The sequence below is a fragment of the Mesorhizobium sp. M0184 genome (assembly GCF_040322215.1).
GTDB lineage: Bacteria > Pseudomonadota > Alphaproteobacteria > Rhizobiales > Rhizobiaceae > Mesorhizobium.
Window position 1 is genome coordinate 131,494 of record NZ_JAMYSZ010000010.1, and the last position, 23,043, is coordinate 154,536.

Below are 23,043 nucleotides of genomic sequence, written 5' to 3' on the forward strand. Positions count from 1 at the left end.
GACGTCAAGACCCGGTGTTCGGCGCGCTGGCGCAGTCGCGGGCGTTCTCCATTTCGTCCAGGAGCATGTCAAGGCCGAGATCAAACGTCCGGTCGAACTCGGCGGTGCCGAAATAACGCCCGGCCGCAGCTACTTTTGGAAAATCCTGCGCCAGTTGCTCGTCGCTGACGATGGTCACGGCCGAAGGCCCCTGTGCATAGCCGGCAGTCTCGTCGAGGATGGCACCCATCAGATAATAGCCGGTGGTGCGGAACAGCCGCGCCCCCAGTTCCGGTCCGAAGCCGCCGGCCTCGAACAGGCCAAGGATGCCGTTCAGCCAAGTGAGACAGGTCGGCGAATTCATCCGGTAGGTTACAAGGAACGTGGCAAAGGCCGGGTGCTCACGCGCGACGCGGCGGAAATCCTGCACGGCAATGCGTAACCTTTGTCGCCAAGGGAGGTCCGCGTCGGGCATTTCGAGGGAGCCGATCAGCCGATCCACCAAGGCTTCGAAGAGATGCGCCACCGAAGGAAAGTGGTGATAGATGCTCATGGCTTCGCAGCCGAGTTCTGCCGCCAGCTTGCGCATCGAAAACCCGGCGAGGCCCTCGCTCTCGATCACCTTCAAAGCCGCGTCCTCGATCATCTCGCGAGACAGCCGGCCGCGCGGTCGCTTTTTTTTGATCGATGTGTCCATGGCGTCGCTTGACCACTTACACTGTAAGGTTCATTTTCGACGTTACCTTACACCGTAAGGCCAACAAACGCCAGAGGAGAACGTCATCTCTGCCTATCGTACTCTTTCATCAACGCATTCTTCCATCCGCCGTGCCTGCCTGCTCGCCGCCACCTGTGTGCTGGCTGCAGCTCCTTCTTATGCCGATGAGTATGACGCAACCGTAAAGGACATCCAGTCGACCATGGGCGGGGTGCCCGGTTTCGTAAAGCAGTTCCCGAAAGCCGGTCTGCCCGGTGCATGGGCCGAGGTCAAGGCCATCCAGCTCAGCGACAAGACGGCGCTGCCGCCGAAGGTCAAGTCGCTGATCTCGCTGGCGGTGGCGGCGCAAATCCCGTGCAACTACTGTATCTGGTCGGACACGCAGGACGCCAAGCGCGCCGGCGCCACCGACGAGGAGATACAGGAGGCGGTCGCCGTTTCAGCTCTGACCCGCCATTGGAGCACCATCTTCAACGGCATGCAGGTAGATTTCGATACCTTCAGGAAGGAGATGGGCGGGCAGTAATGCTTTCGTTATTAGAGCGGGACGCGTTCAGACTGAATTGGCCTTCCCGCTCCGACTGTTTGTGTGATCCGCCAGCACCTCATTGATGACCCGCCACGATTTTTCCGCCTCGCGCTGGTTGCCGTCATGTCCCGAAGCGACGATCAGCGCCTTCCACAACGCCCAGCCCCGTGCGCGCGCCCAGCTGTGCTCGTCAAGGGCAATGGCGTCGCGGAACGCCTGACGGCTCTCGCCGTAAAATTCCGTCCACGCGATCACCAGATCACAGGCAGGATCGCCGATAGCCGAACTACCGAAATCGACGACCGCGTAGAGCTTGCCATCTTCGACGAGCAGATTGCCCGAGGCGACGTCGCCATGGACCCAGACCGGCGGCCCTTGCCATCGCGAGGCAAGGGCCGTCGCCCACACGGCCTCGGCGGCGGCCTTGTCGATGCGGCCGCCGAGCGCCGAGAGCGCGGCTCGGGTCTCGGCGTCGTAGACCGAAAGCCGGCCACCGCGGTGGAAATTATGCTGCCCTGCCGGTGGCCCATCGGCAGCGTCGATCCGGTAGAGCGCAACCAGAAAGCCGGCCAGCGAACGGGCGAACTCGGTAAGATCGGCAATCAGTCCACCAGCCGCCGGTCTGCCGCCAAGCCAGCGATAGACGGACCAAGGCCATGGATAGCCTTCCCCGGGCGCGCCTTTGGCCAGCGGCACGGGTATCGGCAGAGGCAGGTGAGGCGCCAGGCGGGGCAGCCAGCGATGCTCCTTCTCGACCTGGGCGACATAGGCGGCAGCGCTCGGCAGCCGCACCGACATGCTGTCGCCCAGTCGGAACGTGCGGTTGTCCCAGCCGCCAGGCTCGACCGTCTCTACCGGCAGGTCCGCCCATTTGGGGAACTGCGCGGCAATCAGCCGGCGAACAAGTGCGGCATCTATCGGCATGCCTGGCGTTCGTTCATCGGGCGGCATCGGGCTTGCTCCGGTCTTCTGAATAGCCGGCGGTCCATCTTTTTGTCGTCGCACTCTTGCGGCGCCAGTGATTCCATGTGTGGATGCAAGTTCTCTAGGCCTTGCGTTCCCAGCGCCGGTCAGGCGTTTGCTGCCAGTAGGTCACGGTGTGGCCGGCCTCCTTCATTGTCTTCCAGTGCGTGCGTGCCGCCTCTAGCTGGGCTGCATCGTGGCCGTCGAACAGGAACACGGCGCGCTGGTAGCCGCCAAGCTCCGGCGGCACCGCCCCATCGACCAGGAAGCGTATCTGCGCCTGGTTCGGATTGTCAGGGCCGACGGTCAGAAGCACCGGCTGCTCGGCGGGATGGGCTTCGCGATCCGTTGTGTGGGCCAGGAATGAATCGTCCCGGAAAGTCCACAGATGCTGGTCCAGCGCGTCGCGCCGTTCCTCGGTGCCGGTCTGCACCACGGCACGCCAGCCGCGATCGACACTGCGCTCCAGGAGGCCGGGCAACGCATCCTCCAGCGTCGATTCGGTCAGGTGATAAAACAGAATCTCGGCCATGCGTTCAGTCTACATTGTCGGAGTCCCGCCCCAGCCGTTCATTGCTCGTAATGGTCACGCAGCAGCCGGTCGAGCAGCCTGACGCCGAAGCCGGAAGCCCATGACTGGTTGATCTCGTTGGAAGGCGCGCCCATCGCGGTGCCGGCGATGTCGAGATGCGCCCAGGGCGTGTCCTTGACGAAGCGCTGCAGGAACTGCGCGGCAATGATGGCGCCGCCATGGCGGCCGCCGATGTTCTTCATGTCAGCATTCTTGGAATCGATCAGCTTGTCGTATTCGGCACCGAGCGGCATGCGCCACACCCGCTCCTGCGTCGCCTGTCCGGCCGCCGTCAACCGGTCCGCCAACTCGTCATTGTTGGAGAACAGGCCGGCATAATGCTGGCCGAGCGCGACCATGATGGCGCCGGTCAGCGTCGCCAGATTGATCATGAATTTCGGCTGGAAGCGGTCGTTGCAGTACCAGAGCGCATCGGCCAGCACCAGGCGGCCCTCGGCGTCGGTATTGAGCACTTCGATAGTCTGGCCCGACATCGAGGTGACAATGTCGCCCGGTCGCTGAGCGTGGCCGTCGACGGCGTTTTCAACCAGCCCGACAATGCCGACGACATTGACCTTCGCCTTGCGCGCGGCCAGCGCGTGCATCAGCCCGGTGACGGCAGCAGCGCCGCCCATGTCGCCCTTCATGTCCTCCATGCCCGACGCCGGCTTGATCGAATTGCCGCCGGTGTCGAAGGTGACACCCTTGCCGACGAAGGCGACCGGGCTTTCCTTGGCCTTGCCGCCGTCCCACCGCATGACCGCGATGCGGGCGCCACGCGGCGAACCCTGCGCTACGCCCAGCAGCGAACCCATGCCGAGCTTCTTCATCTCCTTCTCGGCCAGGATCTCGACCGTGACGCCGAGCGCCTCCAGTTCGGCGATGCGGGCGGCGAATTCCACCGGTCCCAAAACATTGGCCGGTTCATTGACCAAATCGCGCGCCAGCAAGACGCCGTCGATCACCGCCGCTTCATCGGCGAAGGCCTTCTTTGCAGCTGCCGGATCGGCGGTGTGAATAGTCACCTTGACCGGCTTTTTTGGCTCGCGCTTGTCGTCACCATTGTTCTTTTTGGTCTTGTACTTGTCGAAGGAATAGCTGCGCAGCAGGATGCCCGCTGCAAGCTGAACGGCTTGCCTGCCGCTGACGGCCGCACCGGGAAGATCGAGCACGACGGCCACTTCGGTTGCCTTGCGAAAGGACGCGGCAATCGTGCCGCCAAGCTTCAGCCAGGCGTAATCATCGAGATTGGAGCCCTTGCCGGCACCGACCGCCACGAGCCGCTCGAGCGATGTCCCTTCCGGTGCCAGCACTTCGACCAGGCTGGCGAATTTGCCGGTGAAGTCGGCGACCGGAAAAGCCCGCTCGAGGGTCTTTGCCGGATCGCAAGCCCTGGCGGCATCGCTGAGGCCGCCCTCGTCGGCCACCAGAACGAAAACGCTTCCTTTTTTGGGCGCGGCGAATTTGGCAAAGGCGATCGAGGGTCTCGAATTCATCATGTCCTGCTTTCGGGGAAGTGAGTTGGATTATTGCGAGAAACGTTCGTCAGTGAGCGGCGGGTTGAAACAGCTCGATGACATTGCCCGATGGGTCTTCGAGCAGCGTCTGGGAACCGCCGACGCCCGTTATGATATCGTTGCGAAAGACAAGTCCAGCACTCTTGAGGCGCGCAACCTCTTCTTTCAGGTCCGGCACCACCAACAGGATGCGATTCCAACCTCCCGGCACCGGCTGCCGGCCATCCGGCATCGCCCGTGCACCCGAACTGCCGGGTCCGCTTAGAAGGAGCCGTAAAGCGCCGCGTGTGACGGAAGCAAAAGCCGGTCGCGCGTCCTGTTCAACAGCGAAGCCCAGATGTCCACAGTAGAAGTCGATCGAGGCGGCGACATCATCGACCATGTAGCGAATGCTGACTGGCGTCATGATCATTGACCTTTCGGTTCGAGCACGCTCAACAAGGCGTGTCTATTGCGGGCGGAACAATCGGCATAGTCCGGCTCATCATCGCTGCTTGACAATCCGCGCCGCTATCGCCCTGGCCTGAATGCGGGCGTTGGCGAAACAACCGCGAATGCTCGGCCGCATGCCGGTAAACCACAGACCGGGCAATTTCGGATCGGCATCGCCGCCGTTGAAAAGCGGAACGCCCTTGCCGTCGAGAACGCCGAGCTTGCCGAACATCTGGTCCAGACCGGTGCGATAGCCGGTCGCCGCAATGACGATATCGGGCGTGATCAACCTGCCGTCATTCAATACGATGCCGTCTGGGGTAAATTCCCGCAATGGTGGCACCACCACGATCGTGCCTGCCTTTATGGCGCGAACCGCGCCGTCATCGGCTGCGATCGCGGTGTAGTCGGCGCTCAGACGGCTCGCACCGCCTATGGGAGCCGGCGGAAGCCCAAATTTCGTCAGGTCGCCGAAAACCAGGCGCTGGGTTGTCGCCATCACCGCATCGGCCAGCCGCACCGGCAAGCTCGCCATCAACGGTGAAAGCCTGTGGACGGCGACCTTGCCGATGCGTTTCGGCAGCAGCGACGGGCCGTTGCGGGCCGACAGCCAGATGCTTTGGGCATCTGCATTCGCAAGATGGTTGAGTGCGTCGAACCCCGAATTGCCGGCTCCGACGACCAGCACCTTTTTGCCGACGTAGTCCTTCGCCTCGCCAAAATCGGCCGAATGGATAATCCGGCCTGCAAAATCCTTCATGCCTTTCCACGCGGGAATAAACGGCTGCCGGTCGCGCCCGGTGGCGACGACGACATGGCGCGCCAGACGACGTCCGGAGTTCGTCCGCACGGTCCAGTGATCGCCGTCGAACGTGATCTCTTCAACGGCAACGCCGAATGCGACCGGCAGACCATGCGCCTGGCTGAAATCGTTCAGATGGCGAATGACGGCCGATTTATGCGGAAAAGCCGGGGTGCCTGCGGGATAGCCGACGCCGGGCAGCGTCGAGAGATCGCGATGCGTATTGAGGTGCAGCCGCTGGTGCCGCCGATGCCAGGGTTCGGCAAGCCGGCTCTCCTTTTCCAGGACGAGCGTCGGTACGCCGGCCTTCATCAAGGCGTGGGCGGCGGCAAGGCCGGCCGCGCCGGCCCCGACCACGATCGCGCCGTCAAAGACCGCTTCCCGACCGGTTTGACCGCGCAATTTTTCCGCTTCCATGCTGGGGCTCAACAGATCCTGACCCGTCTTATCACGCCGCGGCGGTCGCGACCGGCGCGACATTTGGTCGTTTTGCCGCATTTGACAAGACTTTGGCCGAAATCGCTCCCATATGCGATATCGAACCATCCACGATTCGTCGCGGCACGGCCCCGCTTCCCGCCGCAACCTGTTGTTAACCAACAATGTTCGCCCTTTCTTATCCATTGCCGCCGACACTCCGGCCCAGCGGAATTTGCGATACGGGACAGAACCCAGATCGAACCGCCAAACTGAGCCAGTTGTGCAGCCGGCGCCGGACGACTACCTTGTTCCAAGGCATGATGCCGTTCGAAACCGCCGAGAAAAGCCTTCATGAAGGTCGTTGAACGTTACATCATGCGCCGTGCTTTCGCGGTATTCGCGCTGGCGCTCGTCTGGACGCTGGCGATCGTCTGGACGACTCAGGTGCTCGCCCGCATCGACCTCGTCACCGATAGCGGTCAGTCGGCCCTCACCTTCTTCGAAGTCGCAGCGCTGATCATCCCGACGATCGTTCCGATTGTCGTGCCGTTCGCCCTGGTGGTCGCGGTCGCCCAGATCCTCAGCGTGATGAATTCGGATTCGGAGCTGGCCGTCATCAATGCCGCCGGCGCTTCACGCTGGACCATCGTCAGGCCGATCATGCTTCTGGCACTTGCAGCCAGCGTTTTTTCCTTCGCCGTCGACAATGGCGTCGACCCTTATGCACGCCAGAAGAACCGCGAGTTGATTGCGTCGTCGCGTGCCGATCTGTTGTCGTTGATCATCCAGGAAGGCACCTTCCGTAAGATCGATGACGGCCTGTTCCTGCAGGTTGGCGAACGGCTTCCCGACAACCGTCTCGGCGGCATCTTCGTCGCCGATTCGCGCGAAGAAGGCGTCAATCTCATCTACTACGCCAAGACCGGCAGCATCATCGAACGCGGCGACGAGAAGGTGCTGATGATGAATGACGGGGTCATCCATCGCAAAACCATGACCGGCGACCTCTCGGTGATCCGGTTCACCTCCTACGCCTTCGACTTGTCCGCTTTCATGTCGGCATCATCTGACATCCTGCTTTTGCCGAAGGACCGGACGACCCAGTATCTGCTCAATCCCAGTCCGAACGACAAGATGTACCAGCAAAAGCCGAACAGGTATCTGGCCGAGCTCAACCAGCGTTTTTCCGAGTGGTCCTATTCGCTCGTCTTCGCGCTGATCGCGCTCGCCGTTGCCGGAGATGCGCGCTCGCATCGCGAGGCGCGTGTGCACCCGCTGATCACGGCAATCGCGATCGCGCTGTTCGTGCGCTGGCTCGGGTTCTTTGCCGCCGGCAAGGCCGACAAGGTGCCGCAATATGCCTATATGGTCTACGGCGTCCCGATCGTGGCATCGGCGATCGCCATCTGGTTCATCGTGTCCAACCGGACCATGGAACTGCCGGTTGCCTGGGCCGATTGGATAACCAATCTTGCCGGCCGCTTCAGTGACGGCTGGAGCGCCATCAAGCTCCGTTTTGCCAGGCGTCGCGCATCCGGACAGGGGGCCGGCTGATGGGCTGGACTCTGGGTCGGTACTTCTTCTTTCGCTATGTGACGATCACCATCTGGTTCTTCATCGGCCTCTTGGCGCTGGTGTTCCTGATCGATTTCACCGAGCTTTCCGGCCGTACGACCGGCGTGCCGGGCTTCACCTACGCAACTGCGTTCGCCATTTCGGGGCTCAGGATGCCGATGATCATGCTGCAGACGGTGCCGTTCGTCGGCCTGTTCTCGGCGATGGCGACGTTGGTGTCGCTCAACCGCAAATATGAATTGGTCATTGCCCGTTCCGCCGGGGTTTCCGCATGGCAATTCCTGCTGCCGTGCTGCATCGGGGCGCTGCTGTTTGGAGCCTTGTCGGTCGGCGTCATCAATCCGGTAGCCGCGCACGCCTATTCCTGGTCCGAGGAGATCGAGACCCAGCTCCGTTCGGGCAAGTCGAACAGCGTCTCGGCCGATGCTGCGCCCTGGATCAGGCAGAAAACCAACGCCGGCGACACCATCATCGGCGCGCGCGCCATTCTCAATCAAGGCCTGGAGATGGCCGACGCGGTCTTCTTCAGCTTCAGCCCGCAAGGCGACATCATCGAGCGCAAGGATGCGGCGCGCGCCTTTTTGCGGGACGGCTACTGGGAATTGCAGGACGTCAAGGTGTTCCGGGACGGTACCATCCAGTCGTTACCCAGCGATCGGCTGCCGACCAATCTCAAGCCGGAATTTGTGCAAGAGCGGTTGGCGCGCCCTGAGACCATTCCCTTCTACGATCTGCCCGGCAAGATCGAAGTGGCCCGCTCCTTCGGCCTCAAGGCAAATGCCTTCGCCATGCAGTTTAATTCCCTGATTGCGCTGCCCTTCCTGCTTGTCGCGATGACGCTGATTGCGGCAACGGTATCAATGCGATTTGCGAGGATGGGGCAGTCGGCAACGATGATTCTGGGTGGCATCGTGGCCGGCTTTCTGCTTTATGTCGTTTCGGTGCTGGTCAAGGCATTCGGCGTAGCGGGATTCGTACCCACGGCCGTAGCGGCTTGGGTCCCGGTTGTCGTGGCTATGTTCTTCGGGGTGACATTCCTGCTATACAAGGAAGACGGCTAGTGAGGGAGGCGGTTTTGCGCAGCCATAGGCACGCCGGTTTGGCACGCCTCTCTGCGGCGAGCGCCTTGGCGTGCCTGCTTGCCAGCGCCGCCCCGGTTGCTCCGGCTTTTGCCCAGGACGTCAGTGAGCTGGCAACGAAGGTTCCGAGCGGCACGCAGATGCTGTTGGCAGCCGATACGCTGGTCTACGACAACGACAAGCAGACAGTGACGGCCGTCGGCGGCGTCCAGATCGACTACGGCGGCAACCGTCTCGTCGCCCAGCGGGTCGAATACAACCGCAACACCAAACGCCTCGTCGCCAGCGGCAATGTCGAACTCGTCAATAGCGACGGCACCAAAATCTATTCGCAGCATGCCGACATCACTGACGATTTCGCCGACGGCTTCGTCAACGCGCTGCGGGTCGAGACCATAGACAAGGCGTATTTCGCCGCCGAAAGCGCGGAGCGCATGGGCGGCGTGCTGACGACGTTCCACAATGGCGTCTACACCGCCTGCGAGCCGTGCGAGGACAAGCCCGACAAAGCGCCGACCTGGCGTATCAAGGCCAGGAAGATCATCTGGAACGGCGAGAAGAAGACGGTTCGCTTCGAGAACTCGAATTTCGAGTTCTTCGGCTTTCCGCTGGCCTATCTGCCGGCTTTCGAGATCGCCGACCCAACGGTCAAGCGCAAGAGCGGCTTCCTGATCCCCGGCGTCGCCTACAAGAGCGATCTCGGCGTCGGTGTTAAAGTCCCCTATTATTTCGCGCTCTCGCCGACCTACGATCTCACTGTCACTGGCAGCGGCTATACCAAGCAAGGTTTCCTCGGTGAGGCCGAGTGGAGGCAGCGCTTCAACAACGGTCAGTACAGCCTGAAGATTGCGGGCATCCGGCAGGAGAATCCCGACGCCTTCATCGACGACAATGGCCACAACGTGAATTCGGGTACCGAAGGCGACCCGAACAGGTTCCGCGGCATGATGGGCACCCAGGGCCAGTTCGCCATCAACCCGCGCTGGGACTTCGGCTGGGACATCCTGCTGCAGAGCGACAAGAATTTCGCGCGCACCTACGACATCGATGGCTTCAACGATAGCGTGCACCGCTCCGAGGTGTACCTGACGGGGCTCAACGATCGCAATTACTTCGATGTGCGCGCCATGCACTTCGACGTTCAGGAAGACACGCTCGCCAGCGATCCGACTGCACGCGCCGCCAAGCAGCCCTGGGTGCTGCCCTCGCTCGACTACGCCTATATCCCCGACATGCCGGTGGCCGGCGGGCAGCTGTCGTTCGACGTCAACGCGCGGGTCATTGACCGCGACAGGCTCGATACGGCTCTTGCAAATTCGGGCATCCCTTCGTCCGTCAACAACGTCCGCGGCATCGACGGTCAATCCGGCCGCCTTACCGCCGAAGCCGAATGGAAGCGCACTTTCACCACCGATGGCGGGCTGCTGCTGACACCGCTCCTGGCGCTGCGCGGCGACGCCGGCTACGTCAACGCCTCCTCGGCCTCGCTCGACGCCATCAACCAGATGGCGACCAATCTCGGCGTCGAGGACGATATGCGTTCATCGCTTGCCCGCTACATGGCGACCGCCGGCCTTGAGATGCGCTGGCCGGTGCTGTTTTCGATGACCAGTTCCAGCCATGTCTTCGAACCGATGGCGCAGGTATTCATGCGTCCGAACGAGCAATATGTCGGCGGGCTGGCGGTCCCCAACGAGGACGCCCAGAGCTTCGTCTTCGACGCCACGACGCTGTTCGAGCGCGACAAATTCTCGGGCTATGACCGCATGGAAGGCGGCACACGCGCCAATGTCGGGCTGCGCTATTCCGGCGCGTATGACAATGGCTGGGGCACCAATGCGGTGTTCGGCCAATCCTACCAGCTGGGCGGCCAGAACTCGTTCGGCACGCCGGACCTGGTCAATGTCGGCGCCTATTCGGGTCTTGAAACTGCAACCTCCGACTATGTCGGCCTTGTCGGCTTCAACAGCCCCAGCGGGTTTTCCGGCTCGGTCAGCGGCCGTTTCGACGAGCAAAGCTTCGAGATCCGCCGCGCTGAGGTAAAGGCCGCCTTTTCAGGCCTGCCGGTATCGCTGAGCGCCAAATACGCCTTCATCCAGGCGCAGCCGCTCTATGGCTTCTCGACCGATCGCCATGAGGTTACGCTCGGCGCCTCGACACATCTTGCCGAGAATTGGCGCGTCTTTGGCACCGGCACATATGATCTGGAGCAGAGCGTTCTGGTCAAGGACGGGGTCGGCTTTGCCTATAGTGATTCGTGCTTTACCTATTTGATGACGTTTTCGGAAAGACGTGACCTGAACACCAAGGAAGTATCGCAGAACGTCGGCTTCAACCTGTCGTTCCGCACGCTCGGCGATTTCGGTTCGTCGCAACGCTCCATCGACACCATTCAATAACGGGCAGCGGTCGGCAACGGGGCGGCTGGCGGACGACATTGTTTCGCCGCATAGAGCAGGCACGAATTTTGACGGCCTGAACTGGGATAGGTTGGGCCGAATCGGGATGGAATTGGGATGCTTTCGATGAGGAAATACCTCTTTTCGGCAGGGTTCGCGCTGCTGGTGGCGTTCTCGACCACCGCGGTGACGCGGCCAGTTTTCGCCACCGAGATCAAATACGTCGTCAACAATATACCGATAACCACCGGCGACATCCAGCATCGGGCCGCTTTCCTGCGCCTGCAGCACAGAAAGGGCGATGCCGGCCAGGAAATGATCGACCAGACGCTGCGCCTGGCCGAAGCCCGGCGGCTCGGCATCCGCATCAGCGACGCGCAGGTCGATGCCGCTTATCAGCGTTTCGCCACCAGCAACAAGATGCCGCTCAAGCAGCTTGACGGCGCGATGGCGCAATCCGGCGTCACCAAGGAGCATTTCAAGGAGTTTATCCGGGCGCAGATGGCCTGGAACCAGGCGCTGACCGCGCGTTCCCGTTCCGGAGACGGTGGCGGCGCAATGAGCGAGCAGGACCTCGTCAAGCGCATGCTCGAAAAAGGCGGCAGCAAACCGAGCGCCACAGAGTACATGTTGCAACAGGTCATCTTCGTGGTGCCGGCCGCCGAGCGAACCGCGACGCTGGCCAAGCGCAAACGCGAAGCCGACGCCATGCGCGCCCGCTTCAACGGCTGCAACACCACGCGCGAATTCGCCAAGGGCCTGATCGATGTCACCGTTCGCGATCTCGGCCGGGTGCTGGCGCCGCAATTGCCGGCGGACTGGGCCGAGCAGATAAAGGCTACAAAGGTCGGCGGCGCCACCACGACGCGCGAAACCGACCGCGGTGTCGAATTCATCGGCATCTGCTCGTCGCGCGAAGTGTCAGACGACAAAGCCGCGCAGATGGTGTTCCAGAGTGAAGGTTCGAACGACAAGAACGCCGACGAACTCTCGAAGAAATATGTCGAGGAGTTGCGGAAGAAAGCCCGCATAATCGAGCGCTGAAGTCGAAGCGCCGTGCCTCACGCAGAGCTTCCGCTGGCGTTGAGCGTCGGCGATCCGTCCGGCGTCGGGCCGGAGATCGCCATCGCTGCTTGGCAGGCCCGCGATAGCGCTGGCGTTCCGTCTTTTTATCTCCTTGCCGATCCGGCACTGATTGCCGCGCGGGCGCACAGGCTCGGCACCGATATCGCGATTGCCGAGACGACGCCGGCGTTAGCGCCGGGGGTGTTTTCGCGCGCGCTGCCGGTGGTGGCGCTTGCTGCCCGTTTCGTCGACAGTCCCGGCCGCCCGGATCCAGCCAACGCCGCCGGCATCATCGAGGCGATCGACCGCGCCGTTGCCGACTGCCTGGCCGGCCGCGCTGCCGCGGTCGTCACCTGCCCCATTGCCAAGAAGCCGCTCTACGACGCCGGCTTTCGCTTTCCCGGCCACACCGAATATCTGGCGCATCTGGCATCGCTTCACACCGGCACCGAAGTGACACCGGTGATGCTGCTTGCCGGTCCGGACCTGCGCACCGTGCCGATCACCATCCACATCGGGCTGGCCGAGGTGCCGAAAGCGCTGACGACGGACCTTATCGTCGCCACCGGCCGCATCACCGCCGCCGACCTTGCGAACCGCTTCGGAATTGCCAAGCCGCGGCTCGCCATTGCCGGCCTCAACCCGCATGCCGGCGAAGGCGGCACCATGGGCACCGAAGACGAGCGGATCGTGCGCCCGGCGGTCGACCGGCTGAGGCAGGAAGGGATCGACGCCTTCGGGCCGTTGCCGGCCGACACGCTGTTTCATGCTCGCGCCCGCGCCGGCTACGACGTGGCGCTCTGTATGTATCACGACCAGGCGCTGATCCCGGCCAAGGCGCTGGCGTTTGACGAGGCGGTCAACGTCACGCTCGGCCTGCCCTTCGTCCGCACCTCGCCCGACCACGGCACCGCCTTCGACATCGCCGGCAAGGGCATCGCCCGTGCCGGCAGCCTGATTGCAGCGCTGAAACTCGCTCGCGTTCTTGCCGATACCGGGAAAAGGCCGTAGGCCCTGAGCCCAATCAGCCAAATTCGACGGCCTTAACCGATGAGCCCGCCTGATGAGCCCAGCCCGATGAGCATAGACGGCCTGCCGCCACTGCGCGAGGTGATCGAGCGCCATGGGCTGCAGGCGAAAAAGGCGCTGGGCCAGAATTTTCTGCTCGACCTTAACCTGACAAGCAAGATTGCGCGAACCGCCGGCGACCTGAGCGACGTTACGGTTATCGAGGTCGGTCCCGGTCCGGGCGGGCTGACTCGTGCCCTGCTCCTCAACGGCGCCCGGCGGGTCGTCGCGATCGAGCGCGACGAGCGCTGCCTAGCGGCCTTGGCCGAGATCGCGAACCACTATCCGGGTCGGCTCGAGATCGTAGCCGGCGATGCGCTGAAAGCTGATTTTGCAGCGCTTGCAAAAGGAGTGCCGGGTAGCGGCGGGTCGGCGAAAATCGTTGCCAACCTGCCCTACAATATCGGCACCGAATTGCTGATCCGCTGGCTGACCGTTACCGAGTGGCCGCCTTTCTACACATCGATGACGCTGATGTTCCAGCGCGAGGTCGCCGAACGCATTGCAGCCAGCCCCGGCAGCGAGGCCTATGGTCGGCTCGGCGTGCTGGCCGGCTGGCGGACGGAGGCGAGGATTGCCTTCGACGTACCGCCGCAGGCGTTCACGCCGCCACCCAAGGTGACGTCCTCGGTGGTGCATCTTGTGCCGCGTGCCAACCCCTTGCCGGCAGAGGTGAAACGGCTCAGCCGCGTCACCGAAGCGGCGTTTGGCCAGCGCCGGAAAATGCTGCGGCAGAGCGTGAAAAGCCTCGGCGGCGAGGCGCTGCTCACCCGCGCCGGCATCGATCCGACCAGGCGTGCGGAGACGCTCAGCGTCGAGGAGTTCGTTCGCCTGACCAACGCGGTGTGATGCCGGGACGCGTCTGCGTGGAATTTCCGCTCTCACGGCATAGATAGCCGGACAAACCTGCCCGGAGACAAACAATGGCCGCCTATGTCATTTCCGACGTCACGATCCGCGACGCAGAGGCGATCGAAGCTTATCGCACCCGCGCAGCTGCCTCCATCGCCCAGCATGGCGGGCGGTACGCGGTGGCAAGGTGGAAATGTTGGAAGGCGACTGGTCTCCCGGGCCGTTGATCATCGTCGAATTCCCCGACATGGACACGGCGCGGCGCTGGTATCGCTCGGCCGAATACGCCGCGGCATTGGAGCTGCGCGACGCCGCGCTCAGCCGCAATCTGATCCTGGTCGAGGGGATAGCGCGTTGATCAATCCGTCTTCTCGTCGAGCAGCCCCGAGACGAAATCGAACAGGCCGGGCCGGCGATCGCGTCTGAGCCGTTCGGCGGTGACGATGCCGCGCACCTCGGCGAAAGCGCGGTCGAGATCGTCGTTGACGATGACGAAATCATATTCCTTCCAGTGCTCGATCTCGTTGCGGGCGTTCTTGAGCCGCGTCTCGATCACCGCTTCCTGGTCCTCGGCGCGACGCTTCAGCCGCGCCTTCAATTCCTTCATCGATGGCGGCAGGATGAATATCGAGACGATGTCGGCGCGCATCTTCTCCTTGAGCTGCTGAGCGCCTTGCCAGTCGATGTCGAACAGCATGTCGCGGCCTTCGGCCAGCGCCTGTTCAGCCGGCTCGCGCGGCGTCGCGTAGCAATTGCCGTGCACCTCCGCCCATTCGAGCAACGCATCGGAATCGCGCAGCCGCTCGAACTCGCGCATGGTACGGAAGTGGTAATGGACGCCCTCGATCTCGCTGCCGCGGCGTGGCCGCGTGGTGACCGAGACCGACAATTCCAGGCTGGAATCGCTCTCCAGCAGATTGCGCGCAATCGTCGACTTGCCGGCGCCTGACGGCGACGACAAGACCAGCATCAGCCCGCGGCGCCGAATGCGGGAACCCACATCCCTAGCGGTCATGGGGCTTGGCAGTCATGTGGCTTGGCATCGGGATCATTCCAGATTCTGGACCTGTTCGCGAAACTGGTCGACGACCGCCTTCAGTTCCAGCCCGATGGCGGTGACCGCGGCAGCATTCGACTTGGAACACAGCGTATTCGATTCGCGGTTGAATTCCTGTGCCAGGAAATCGAGCTTGCGGCCGATGGCCCCACCGCCGGCGAGCAGTGCCCGCCCCGACACCACGTGCGTCTTCAGCCGGTCGATTTCCTCGCGTATGTCGGCCTTGGTGGCCAGGAACGCCGCTTCCATATGCAGCCGGCTGGCGTCCAGGTTGGCAGACGCGTCCATCAACAGGCGGATCTGCTCGGCGAGCCTTTCGCGGATCGTGGCCGGTTCGCGTGATGGATCGGCCTCGGCCCGCAGCGTCAGCGCCTCGATGGCATCGATATGGCCGGACAGCAGGGAACGAAGTGCCGCACCTTCGCCCTGGCGCGCCTGCTGCAGTCCGTTCAGTGCTGCTTCCAGCGCCGACAGTATTGCGGTATCGAGCGCACTGCGCGCCTCTTCGGTTTCGATGGTTTCGGGAATGTCGAGGACGCCGCGCAGCGCAAGCAGGCCGTCGGCCGCCGCAGGGGCTACTCCGAACTGCTCCTGCAGCCGCTTGGCCAAGCCCGCCAGATCCTTCAGGAAAGCCTCGTTGACCACGGGTTGCGCTTGCGCGCCGGCGGCGCGGCCAATGGTCAGCGTCATCTGGAAATTGCCGCGCGCAAAACGCTTTTGCACCGTCTGCCGGACGGCCGGCTCCAGCCGGTCGAAACCTTGCGGCAGCCGCAGCCTGACCTCGACGCTTTTGCCGTTGACGGACTTGGCTTCCCAGGCAATCGAAGTGCCGTCGTGTTCGGCGACACTGCGCGCAAAACCGGTCATGCTCTGCAAGTTCATGTAGCCGTGCGTCCCTTTGCCGAATGCCCCTCAAGCCGGAGCGATTTTCTCCGGACAGGATCATGTGAATTTCAATGCCATAGCAGCCCTTGCACATCCACCCGGACATGCACAGGGCCAACCTGATGGCGTCCGGCCCTACTGGGCGGCGGTGGGGCCCGCATCGTCAACGATGGCTCCCGCCGGCGTGTCGGCTCCGGTATTGGTTGCTCCGGCCTTGGCGGCGTCCTGCGCCTGCTTTTTCAGCAGTGCCCGGTAGCGAGCGACATTCTCGTTATGCTCATCGAGCGTCGAGGCAAAGACGTGCCCGCCGCTGCCGTCGGCGACGAAGTAGAGATCGCTGGTCTTCGACGGATTGGCGACTGCCTCCAGCGCCGCACGGCCGGGATTGGCGATCGGCGTCGGCGGCAAGCCGTTGATCAGATAGGTGTTGTAGGGCGTCGGCTTCTGGATGTCCGACTGATAGATCGGGCGGTCGATGGGTTTGCCCTTGCCGCCGAACAGGCCGTAGATGATGGTCGGGTCCGACTGCAGCCGCATACCCTTGGCCAGCCGGTTGAGGAAGACGGCGGCTACGCGCGATCGTTCATCGCCCTTGCCGGTCTCCTTCTCGACGATAGAGGCCAGGGTGACAAAATCCTCAACGTTGGCGATCGGCAAATCCGGCGCTCGGCGCTGCCAGACCTCGTCGACCAGCTTCTTCTGGTCGGCCAGAAGCTTGTCGACCATCTGCTGGCGTGTTGCGCCGCGGGTGAAACGCAGCGTGTCGGTGGCGAGGCTGCCCTCAGGTGGAGTGGTCGACGGCATATCGCCGGTCAGCGCGTCCTGCTCGGCGATCCGTTGCAGCGCCTGCTCGACCGTCAGCCCCTCAGGGATAGTCAGCGAATACATCACCGACTTGCCGCTCTTCAGCAGTTCCATGATATCGTGCATCGACGCCTGCGGCTTGATCTCGTATTCGCCGGCCTTCAGGGCGGAATCATTGCCGAAGGCGCGCACGCCAAGGCGGAAAATGCGGGCGTCGCTGATCAGCCCTCGCCGCTCAAGCTGGTCGGCGATCTCCTGGACGCCGCTATTCGGCTTGACCAGGAAAGTGTCGCCATTGGCCGACGGGCCGGGCTCGTTGAACTCCTGCTTGCCGAAATACAGCGCAACGCCTGCCGCCAGCACCATCAGCATCACCGAAGAGATGACGAAGTTCATGAACACGACGAACTGGCTGCGCGAGGCACGCGAGCGCTTCGGCGGCGGCGTGCCGGCCTCGGGCCGCAACGCCTCGCTGGCCGTCTTCGGCACGATCGGGCCGGGCGTTGCTGCCCGTTGCCCGAATTCCCCGTTATCGGCCGGATTTGTGTTCATAGCGCCCTACCATTTGATCTTGCGACGAATCCCCTCGGGCAGAGTAGGGGCGAATATGGCAAAATTGACGGCAGACGGAAACCGGCAGAGCGGTCAGCCATTGTAGCGCTGGAAGACGAGCGAGGCGTTGGTGCCACCGAAGCCGAAGGAGTTGGACAGCGCCACGTCGATCTGCCGGGCCCGCGGCTTGTGCGGCACCAGGTCGATCGCCGTTTCGCGCTCCGGATTGTCAAGATTGATGGTCGGCGGCGCGATGTTGTCGCGAATGGCGAGGATCGAAAAGATCGCCTCGGCAGCACCAGCCGCGCCCAGCAGGTGGCCAATCGACGATTTGGTCGACGACATCGATATCTTCGAGGCGGCGTTGCCGACCAGCCGCTCGACGGCGCCGAGTTCGATCGTATCGGCCATGGTCGAGGTGCCGTGCGCGTTGATGTAGTCGACATCGGCCGGCGTCAGCTTCGCCCGGTTCAGCGCCGCGGTCATGCAACGGAAAGCGCCGTCGCCGTCTTCGGCAGGCGCGGTGATGTGATAGGCGTCACCGGTCAGACCGTAGCCGGTGACCTCGGCATAGATCTTGGCGCCGCGGGCCCTGGCGTGTTCGAGCTCCTCGAGCACGACAACACCGGCGCCCTCGCCCATGACGAAGCCGTCGCGATCGCGATCATAGGGGCGTGAGGCCGTTTGTGGCGCGTCGTTGCGCTCGGTGGAGAGCGCGCGGCAAGCGGCGAACCCGGCGATCGACAGTCTCGTCACCGGCGCTTCGGCGCCGCCTGCGACCATAACGTCGGCATCGCCCCAGATGATCAGCCGGGCGGCATCGCCGATGGCGTGCGCACCGGTCGAGCAAGCGGTGACGACGGCATGGTTGGGGCCTTTCAGCCCATGCCGGATCGAGACCTGACCGGAGACGAGGTTGATGATCTGGCCAGGGATGAAGAATGGGCTGATGCGGCGCGGACCGCGTTCCTTGAGGATCATCGCATTCTCGGCGATGCCTTCGATGCCGCCGATGCCCGAACCGATCAGCACGCCGGTGGCGCACTGTTCCTCATGCGTCTTCGGCTGCCAGCCGGAATCCTTGAGTGCCTCGTCGGCGGCCGCGATCCCGTACAGGATGAAGTCGCCGATCTTGCGCAGTTCCTTCGGCTCGAGAACGGCTTCAGGATTGAAAGTGGCATTGGAGCCGTCACCGCGCGGAATGACGTGGGCGACCTTGCAGGCAAGGTCTTCCACCTCGAATTCGGTGATGCGCTTGGCTGCGCTGCGGCCGGTCAGAAGCTCCTTCCAGCTGTGCTCGAAGCCCATGCCGAACGGCGAAAGCAGCCCAAGGCCCGTGACGACGACACGCCTCATCGCAGGTCCTCCCCGGTGATGACTGCAAATAGCGTCAGGCGGAGGCCTTGTCGATGTATTTCACCGCATCGCCAACAGTCAGGATGGTCTCGGCGGCGTCGTCCGGGATTTCGACACCGAACTCTTCTTCGAACGCCATGACAAGTTCGACCGTGTCGAGGCTGTCCGCGCCCAGATCATCGATGAAGCTCGCCTGCTCCGTCACCTTCTCGGCATCGACGCCAAGGTGCTCGATGACGATCTTTTTGACGCGCTCTGCGGTGTCACTCATTTGGGCATCCTCGTCTTTTGGTTGTCTGTCTTCGTTAGCGGGCAGAATGCCGCTAATCAAGCTGAAAGATGGTCCTGCCGGAAACGCAGCGGAACAGGACCGGTTTTTGCCCGAACCGCCGGGTTGCGGGCGGCATTACACGAAAAATCCCGTGCATCCAAGACGGAATGAAGCGTTTTCCCAAGTGTTAGATCATTGCCATGCCGCCATTCACATGAATGGTCTGGCCGGTGACGTAGGCTGCCTCGTTGGAAGCTAGGTAGGCGACGGCAGAGGCGACTTCGGCGCCCGTGCCCATGCGCCGGGTCGGGATCGCCGCCATGATCGCCTCTTTCTGCTTGTCGTTGAGCTTGGCGGTCATCGCCGATTCGATGAAGCCCGGGGCGACGCAGTTGACGGTGATATTGCGGGTGGCGATCTCCTGCGCCAGCGATTTGGAAAAGCCGATCATACCGGCTTTGGAGGCGCAGTAGTTGGTCTGGCCGGGATTGCCGGTGACGCCAACCACTGAAGTGATGTTGATGATGCGGCCATGGCGGCGCCGCATCATCGGATGGGTAAGCTCGCGGGTCAGCCGGAACACGGCGGTCAGGTTGACCTCGAGCACGCTATCCCAGTCGGCGTCAGCCATGCGTACGAACAACCCGTCCTTGGTGATGCCGGCATTGTTGACGAGGATGTCGACGCCTTCGAGGTCGGCCTCCGCCTTCTGGCCGAGCGCCTTGACGTCGTCGCGGTTGGAAAGATTGGCCGGGAAAAGCTTGACCCGGTCGCCCAGTTCGGCGGCCAGCGCCTCCAGTTTCTCGATACGTGTGCCATGCAGGCCGACGATGGCGCCCTGGCCGTGCAGCACCCGGGCGATCGCCTCGCCGATACCTCCCGATGCGCCGGTGACGAGCGCCTTGCGGCCGGTCAATTCGAACATTCTTGCCTCCTGATCTGAGCGAACACCCTTCGCATGGAGCGGGGTCAAATCGCCAGTTGATTATCCAAGCGCCGCCAGCGCCGCCTCGACATCCGCCGCGGATCCGATGGCAGTGGTGGCAATATCGCGGTTGATGCGGCGGGCCAGCCCCGACAGCACCTTGCCGGCGCCCACTTCGTAAAGCGTCGCAACGCCGTTGCTGCCGAACCACTCCACCGTTTCGCGCCAGCGCACGCGCCCGATCACCTGTTCGACGAGTCGGCGGGCGATCTCGTCGGGATCGCTCGTCGGGGTCACCGTAACATTGGAGACCAGCGGCACGACCGGCGCACTCTTCGTCACGGCGGCCAGCGCCTCCCGCATGATCTCGGCCGCAGGCTTCATCAATGCCGAATGGAAGGGCGCCGAGACCTGCAGCATCAGCGCCCGCTTGGCGCCCTTCTCCGTGCATAGCCTCGCCGCCAGTTCGACCGCTGGCCTGGCGCCGGAGATCACCAGCTGGCCGCCGCCATTGTCATTGGCGATCTGGCAAACCAAGGCTTGTGCGGGATCTTTGGCGGCGCCCTGGGCGGCCTCTGCGCAAGCGGCTTCGACGTCGGCCTGTTCCAGCCCGATGATCGCCGCCATGGCGCCCTCGCCGGCCGGCACAGCCGCCTGCATGGCATTACCGCGGATGCGCAACAGCCGGGCGGCGTCGGCGACCGAAACGAAACCTGCGGCCGCAAGTGCCGAATATTCGCCAAGCGAGTGGCCGGCGACATAGGTGACCTTGCCGTTCAGGGAGAAGCCGCGCGCCTCCAGCGCCCGGATTGCGGCAAGCGACACCGCCATCAGCGCCGGCTGGGCGTTGGCGGTCAGCGTCAGCGTCTCTTCCGGGCCTTCCCAGATCAGCTTCGATAGGTTTTCGCCGAGCGCGTCGTCAACTTCCTCGAAGATCCGCCGCGATTCCACAAAGGTATCGGCGAGGTCCTTGCCCATGCCGACAGCCTGGCTGCCCTGCCCCGGAAAGGTGAATGCGATGGCCATCGGCGGCTCCCAGCTGCTGGTTCACGTTGCCTGTGACGCAAGGCGTGCGGCCAAGTCAAGTCCAACCTTGATCGCGTAATATCGGCCGAGTGCCTGTTTCGGCAGGCTTTTTGGCGATCACTCATGATGAAAACCGCTCACGATTTGTTTGCTGGCTCTTCTTATTTCCGCCACAGGCGCTAGGCTTTGCGTGACAGTTCGATGACAATCGAGTGACGCTTTTGTTGCGGGCCGGGGAACTATTGAAGTGGCAAAGACCAAGCAGAGCGCAGCCGAGGCGGCGCCCCAGTTTCTTGAAGGCGATCCGTCGACCGGCTATCTGCCGGCGCGCAAATGGCCTGTCATCCGCTATGGCCTTATCAGCTTGCTGGCTGCGGCCATCCTTGTGTTTGCCATCGAACTGATCGTGCGCGGCAACTTTGCCGGCACCATTGATTTCTTTCTGCAGCCTTTCAAACCCGGCTGGACCACGATCATCATTTTTGCGCTGATCCTCATCGGCCTCGACGCCGTGCTCGGCCGCAGTCATCAGAGCCTGATGATCGTCGCGCCGCTGACATTGTCGCTGGCGTTCGTCGGCCACCAGAAGTCGCTGTATCTCGGCGATCCGCTCTATCCGACCGATTTCCTCTATTCCCGGCAGATCGTGGCACTGATGCCGCTTCTGGTACGCGATCGCCCGGGAACCGCCATTGCCCTGGCGATCGGCATCGTCGGCGGCCTGTCGCTGCTCGTCTATGGCTGGCGGCTATGGCGCCGCCGCGTTCCGGCGCTCAGCCACAAGGGCCGCCTTGCCCGGCTGACGCTGACGGTGCCGCTGATCGCCTTCTTCGTCTCCATCATGGACTATGCCACTTTCTCGTGGACACGCGACCGGCTGCAGATCATCCCGATCATGTGGGACCAGAAGGAAAACTATGCCTCGAACGGTTTTGCGCTCGCCTTCGCGCTGAACGTCCCGATGGCGCATGTCTCGGCGCCGCCCGGCTATTCCGGCAAGGCGATCGAAGCGATCGGCAAACCGCAGGTGACGGCTTCGGTACCCGCCGAGAAGCCCGACATCATCGTCGTCATGAGCGAATCCTTCTGGGATCCGACCAAGCTACCCGGCGTCACCATCACGCCCGACCCTATCCCCAATGTGCGGGCACTGCGCACGGGTTACATGTTCTCGCCCGAGTTCGGCGGCATGACGGCCAACATCGAGTTCGAGGCCCTGACCGGCTTTTCCAACGCCTTCCTGCCGGCGGGCAGCATTCCCTACCAGCAATATGTGCGGACACCGACTCCCTCGCTGGCGACCTTCCTGAAAAGTCAAGGCTACCGGGCGCGCGCTATCCATCCCGGCACTAACTGGTTCTGGAACCGGGGGGCCGTCTATGCCGATTTCGGCTTCAACGACTTCAAGTCCGAGGAGACGTTGCCGCCCATGCAGAAGCGCGGACCGCTCGCGTCGGACGCTGCGATGACCGACGAGATCATCCACGAAGCCGATACCAGCGCCGAGCCGGTCTTCTTTTTCGCCGTCAGCCTGCAGAACCACGGGCCATATGAGCCGTATCGCTATAACAATCCGACCCACAAGGTGCAGGCGCCGATCAGCCAATGGGCGCGTGAATCGCTGTTGAGCTATGCCGAAGGCTCTTCCGACGCGGACCGCGGCCTCGAGCGGCTGATCGAATGGGCGAAGAAACGCGAGCGGCCGACCGTCATCGCGTTCTTCGGCGACCATCTGCCGCCGCTTGGGCCGGTCTACGTCGAGACCGGCTTCCTGAAGGACAATGTTGCGCCGCGCAAGGAGGCGGCCGACCAGATGCTGCTGCACCACCAGACGCCGCTGATCGTCTGGTCGAATCGCAGCGGCCCGGCCGAGGATCTGGGCGCCGTCAGCCCGTCCTTCCTGCCCTACCATATCCTGAAGACAGCCGGCATCAGCCATCCCTATTACACCGGCTTCCTCGGACAGTTGCGAGAGCGCTACCGCGTTATCGACCGCAATTTGCTTTTGGCACCGGGGGGCGACGCCACCCCCGATTGGTCGCGTCAGAAAGAGATCGATCCGGCAATCCGCGACTTCCGTCTGCTGCAATACGACATGATGTTCGGCAAGCGCCATGCGGCGCCCGATTTCTTCCCCGAAACCACAGGCAAAGTGGCTGCACACACGAGTTGAGCAGCGGCGGCGGGAGAGCGGCCGA

Annotated in this window: 21 protein-coding genes and 1 pseudogene; 9 read left to right on the forward strand and 13 right to left on the reverse strand. The window is 63.0% G+C overall.

The window, feature by feature from the left end; genetic code table 11:
• Window positions 1-4 precede the first annotated feature (4 nt).
• Window positions 5-676 (reverse strand): TetR/AcrR family transcriptional regulator, encoded by a 672-nt coding sequence (locus NKJ23_RS14820; RefSeq protein WP_352680761.1) that lies wholly within the window; start codon window positions 674-676, stop codon window positions 5-7.
• Window positions 677-899: 223 nt separating this feature from the next.
• Here NKJ23_RS14820 and NKJ23_RS14825 point away from each other — a divergent pair, with 223 nt between their 5' ends.
• Entirely contained in the window at window positions 900-1,223 is a 324-nt protein-coding gene (locus tag NKJ23_RS14825; RefSeq protein ID WP_352680762.1) for a carboxymuconolactone decarboxylase family protein, read from the forward strand.
• Window positions 1,224-1,250: 27 nt separating this feature from the next.
• Here the strand turns inward: NKJ23_RS14825 and NKJ23_RS14830 are convergent, their stop codons facing one another.
• From NKJ23_RS14830 to NKJ23_RS14850, 5 genes are all read right to left on the reverse strand, one after another.
• Entirely contained in the window at window positions 1,251-2,177 is a 927-nt protein-coding gene (locus tag NKJ23_RS14830; RefSeq protein ID WP_352680763.1) for an aminoglycoside phosphotransferase family protein, read from the reverse strand.
• Window positions 2,178-2,271: 94 nt separating this feature from the next.
• A complete protein-coding gene (locus tag NKJ23_RS14835; RefSeq protein WP_352680764.1) occupies window positions 2,272-2,721 on the reverse strand; it encodes a DNA polymerase III subunit chi in 450 nt (149 codons plus the stop codon).
• A 38-nt stretch (window positions 2,722-2,759) separates the two neighbouring features.
• Window positions 2,760-4,256: a leucyl aminopeptidase gene (locus NKJ23_RS14840; protein WP_352680806.1), complete on the reverse strand. Its 1,497-nt coding sequence runs from the start codon at window positions 4,254-4,256 to the stop codon at window positions 2,760-2,762.
• Window positions 4,257-4,305: 49 nt separating this feature from the next.
• Complete coding sequence (locus tag NKJ23_RS14845) at window positions 4,306-4,689, reverse strand: VOC family protein (protein WP_031212013.1); 384 nt, start codon at window positions 4,687-4,689, stop codon at window positions 4,306-4,308.
• A 72-nt stretch (window positions 4,690-4,761) separates the two neighbouring features.
• On the reverse strand, window positions 4,762-5,928 hold the full coding sequence (locus tag NKJ23_RS14850) for a flavin-containing monooxygenase (protein WP_352680765.1): 1,167 nt from the start codon (window positions 5,926-5,928) through the stop codon (window positions 4,762-4,764).
• 354 nt (window positions 5,929-6,282) lie between these two features.
• On the opposite strand from NKJ23_RS14850, the gene lptF reads away from it, so the two are divergent.
• The 7 genes and pseudogenes from lptF (at window position 6,283) to NKJ23_RS14885 (ending at window position 14,327) form a co-directional block, all read left to right on the forward strand.
• On the forward strand, window positions 6,283-7,485 hold the full coding sequence (gene lptF, locus NKJ23_RS14855) for an LPS export ABC transporter permease LptF (RefSeq protein WP_352680766.1): 1,203 nt from the start codon (window positions 6,283-6,285) through the stop codon (window positions 7,483-7,485).
• Window positions 7,482-8,567: an LPS export ABC transporter permease LptG gene (gene lptG, locus NKJ23_RS14860; RefSeq protein ID WP_023677695.1), complete on the forward strand. Its 1,086-nt coding sequence runs from the start codon at window positions 7,482-7,484 to the stop codon at window positions 8,565-8,567. The genes lptF and lptG overlap by 4 nt, the downstream gene beginning before the upstream one ends.
• On the forward strand, window positions 8,567-10,984 hold the full coding sequence (locus tag NKJ23_RS14865) for an LPS-assembly protein LptD (protein ID WP_352454408.1): 2,418 nt from the start codon (window positions 8,567-8,569) through the stop codon (window positions 10,982-10,984). Before lptG ends, NKJ23_RS14865 begins: the two co-directional genes overlap by 1 nt.
• Before the next feature lie 117 nt (window positions 10,985-11,101).
• Window positions 11,102-12,028, forward strand: coding sequence for a peptidylprolyl isomerase (locus NKJ23_RS14870; RefSeq protein ID WP_023677697.1), 927 nt, complete (start codon window positions 11,102-11,104; stop codon window positions 12,026-12,028).
• A 12-nt stretch (window positions 12,029-12,040) separates the two neighbouring features.
• The gene (gene pdxA / locus NKJ23_RS14875; protein WP_352680767.1) at window positions 12,041-13,060 is read left to right on the forward strand and encodes a 4-hydroxythreonine-4-phosphate dehydrogenase PdxA; all 1,020 of its coding nucleotides are present in this window, start codon (window positions 12,041-12,043) and stop codon (window positions 13,058-13,060) included.
• Window positions 13,061-13,126: 66 nt separating this feature from the next.
• Window positions 13,127-13,966, forward strand: coding sequence for a 16S rRNA (adenine(1518)-N(6)/adenine(1519)-N(6))-dimethyltransferase RsmA (gene rsmA / locus NKJ23_RS14880; RefSeq protein WP_023677699.1), 840 nt, complete (start codon window positions 13,127-13,129; stop codon window positions 13,964-13,966).
• A gap of 74 nt (window positions 13,967-14,040) precedes the next feature.
• A pseudogene (locus NKJ23_RS14885) lies at window positions 14,041-14,327 on the forward strand (DUF1330 domain-containing protein).
• Here the strand turns inward: NKJ23_RS14885 and gmk are convergent.
• The 7 genes from gmk to fabD form a co-directional block, all read right to left on the reverse strand.
• Entirely contained in the window at window positions 14,328-14,984 is a 657-nt protein-coding gene (gene gmk, locus NKJ23_RS14890) for a guanylate kinase (RefSeq protein ID WP_023677701.1), read from the reverse strand.
• Between the two features lie 33 nt (window positions 14,985-15,017).
• Entirely contained in the window at window positions 15,018-15,908 is an 891-nt protein-coding gene (locus NKJ23_RS14895) for a YicC/YloC family endoribonuclease (protein ID WP_352579240.1), read from the reverse strand.
• Window positions 15,909-16,046: 138 nt separating this feature from the next.
• The gene (mltG, locus tag NKJ23_RS14900) at window positions 16,047-17,267 is read right to left on the reverse strand and encodes an endolytic transglycosylase MltG (protein WP_352615821.1); all 1,221 of its coding nucleotides are present in this window, start codon (window positions 17,265-17,267) and stop codon (window positions 16,047-16,049) included.
• A 93-nt stretch (window positions 17,268-17,360) separates the two neighbouring features.
• Window positions 17,361-18,623, reverse strand: coding sequence for a beta-ketoacyl-ACP synthase II (gene fabF, locus NKJ23_RS14905; RefSeq protein ID WP_352680768.1), 1,263 nt, complete (start codon window positions 18,621-18,623; stop codon window positions 17,361-17,363).
• A gap of 34 nt (window positions 18,624-18,657) precedes the next feature.
• Complete coding sequence (locus tag NKJ23_RS14910) at window positions 18,658-18,894, reverse strand: acyl carrier protein (protein ID WP_127851501.1); 237 nt, start codon at window positions 18,892-18,894, stop codon at window positions 18,658-18,660.
• 187 nt (window positions 18,895-19,081) lie between these two features.
• Window positions 19,082-19,819 (reverse strand): 3-oxoacyl-[acyl-carrier-protein] reductase, encoded by a 738-nt coding sequence (fabG, locus tag NKJ23_RS14915; RefSeq protein WP_352453223.1) that lies wholly within the window; start codon window positions 19,817-19,819, stop codon window positions 19,082-19,084.
• Window positions 19,820-19,879: 60 nt separating this feature from the next.
• Window positions 19,880-20,845, reverse strand: a complete 966-nt coding sequence (gene fabD / locus NKJ23_RS14920) for an ACP S-malonyltransferase (RefSeq protein WP_352680769.1) — start codon at window positions 20,843-20,845, stop codon at window positions 19,880-19,882.
• A gap of 247 nt (window positions 20,846-21,092) precedes the next feature.
• Between fabD and NKJ23_RS14925 the strand changes: the two genes are divergently transcribed.
• Window positions 21,093-23,018: an LTA synthase family protein gene (locus tag NKJ23_RS14925; RefSeq protein WP_023677707.1), complete on the forward strand. Its 1,926-nt coding sequence runs from the start codon at window positions 21,093-21,095 to the stop codon at window positions 23,016-23,018.
• The last annotated feature ends 25 nt before the right edge of the window (window positions 23,019-23,043 follow it).

Excerpts from the sequence above, each read along its gene's own strand:
- NKJ23_RS14820 (WP_352680761.1), bottom strand. The coding sequence starts at position 676 with ATGGACACATCGATCAAAAAAAAGCGACCGCGCGGCCGGCTGTCTCGC.
- NKJ23_RS14825 (WP_352680762.1), top strand. The coding sequence starts at position 900 with ATGGGCGGGGTGCCCGGTTTCGTAAAGCAGTTCCCGAAAGCCGGTCTG.
- NKJ23_RS14830 (WP_352680763.1), bottom strand. The coding sequence starts at position 2,177 with ATGCCGCCCGATGAACGAACGCCAGGCATGCCGATAGATGCCGCACTT.
- NKJ23_RS14835 (WP_352680764.1), bottom strand. The coding sequence starts at position 2,721 with ATGGCCGAGATTCTGTTTTATCACCTGACCGAATCGACGCTGGAGGAT.
- NKJ23_RS14840 (WP_352680806.1), bottom strand. The coding sequence starts at position 4,256 with ATGAATTCGAGACCCTCGATCGCCTTTGCCAAATTCGCCGCGCCCAAA.
- NKJ23_RS14845 (WP_031212013.1), bottom strand. The coding sequence starts at position 4,689 with ATGATCATGACGCCAGTCAGCATTCGCTACATGGTCGATGATGTCGCC.
- NKJ23_RS14850 (WP_352680765.1), bottom strand. The coding sequence starts at position 5,928 with ATGGAAGCGGAAAAATTGCGCGGTCAAACCGGTCGGGAAGCGGTCTTT.
- lptF (WP_352680766.1), top strand. The coding sequence starts at position 6,283 with ATGAAGGTCGTTGAACGTTACATCATGCGCCGTGCTTTCGCGGTATTC.
- NKJ23_RS14870 (WP_023677697.1), top strand. The coding sequence starts at position 11,102 with ATGCTTTCGATGAGGAAATACCTCTTTTCGGCAGGGTTCGCGCTGCTG.
- rsmA (WP_023677699.1), top strand. The coding sequence starts at position 13,127 with ATGAGCATAGACGGCCTGCCGCCACTGCGCGAGGTGATCGAGCGCCAT.
- gmk (WP_023677701.1), bottom strand. The coding sequence starts at position 14,984 with ATGACCGCTAGGGATGTGGGTTCCCGCATTCGGCGCCGCGGGCTGATG.
- NKJ23_RS14895 (WP_352579240.1), bottom strand. The coding sequence starts at position 15,908 with ATGAACTTGCAGAGCATGACCGGTTTTGCGCGCAGTGTCGCCGAACAC.
- mltG (WP_352615821.1), bottom strand. The coding sequence starts at position 17,267 with ATGAACACAAATCCGGCCGATAACGGGGAATTCGGGCAACGGGCAGCA.
- fabF (WP_352680768.1), bottom strand. The coding sequence starts at position 18,623 with ATGAGGCGTGTCGTCGTCACGGGCCTTGGGCTGCTTTCGCCGTTCGGC.
- NKJ23_RS14910 (WP_127851501.1), bottom strand. The coding sequence starts at position 18,894 with ATGAGTGACACCGCAGAGCGCGTCAAAAAGATCGTCATCGAGCACCTT.
- fabG (WP_352453223.1), bottom strand. The coding sequence starts at position 19,819 with ATGTTCGAATTGACCGGCCGCAAGGCGCTCGTCACCGGCGCATCGGGA.
- fabD (WP_352680769.1), bottom strand. The coding sequence starts at position 20,845 with ATGGCCATCGCATTCACCTTTCCGGGGCAGGGCAGCCAGGCTGTCGGC.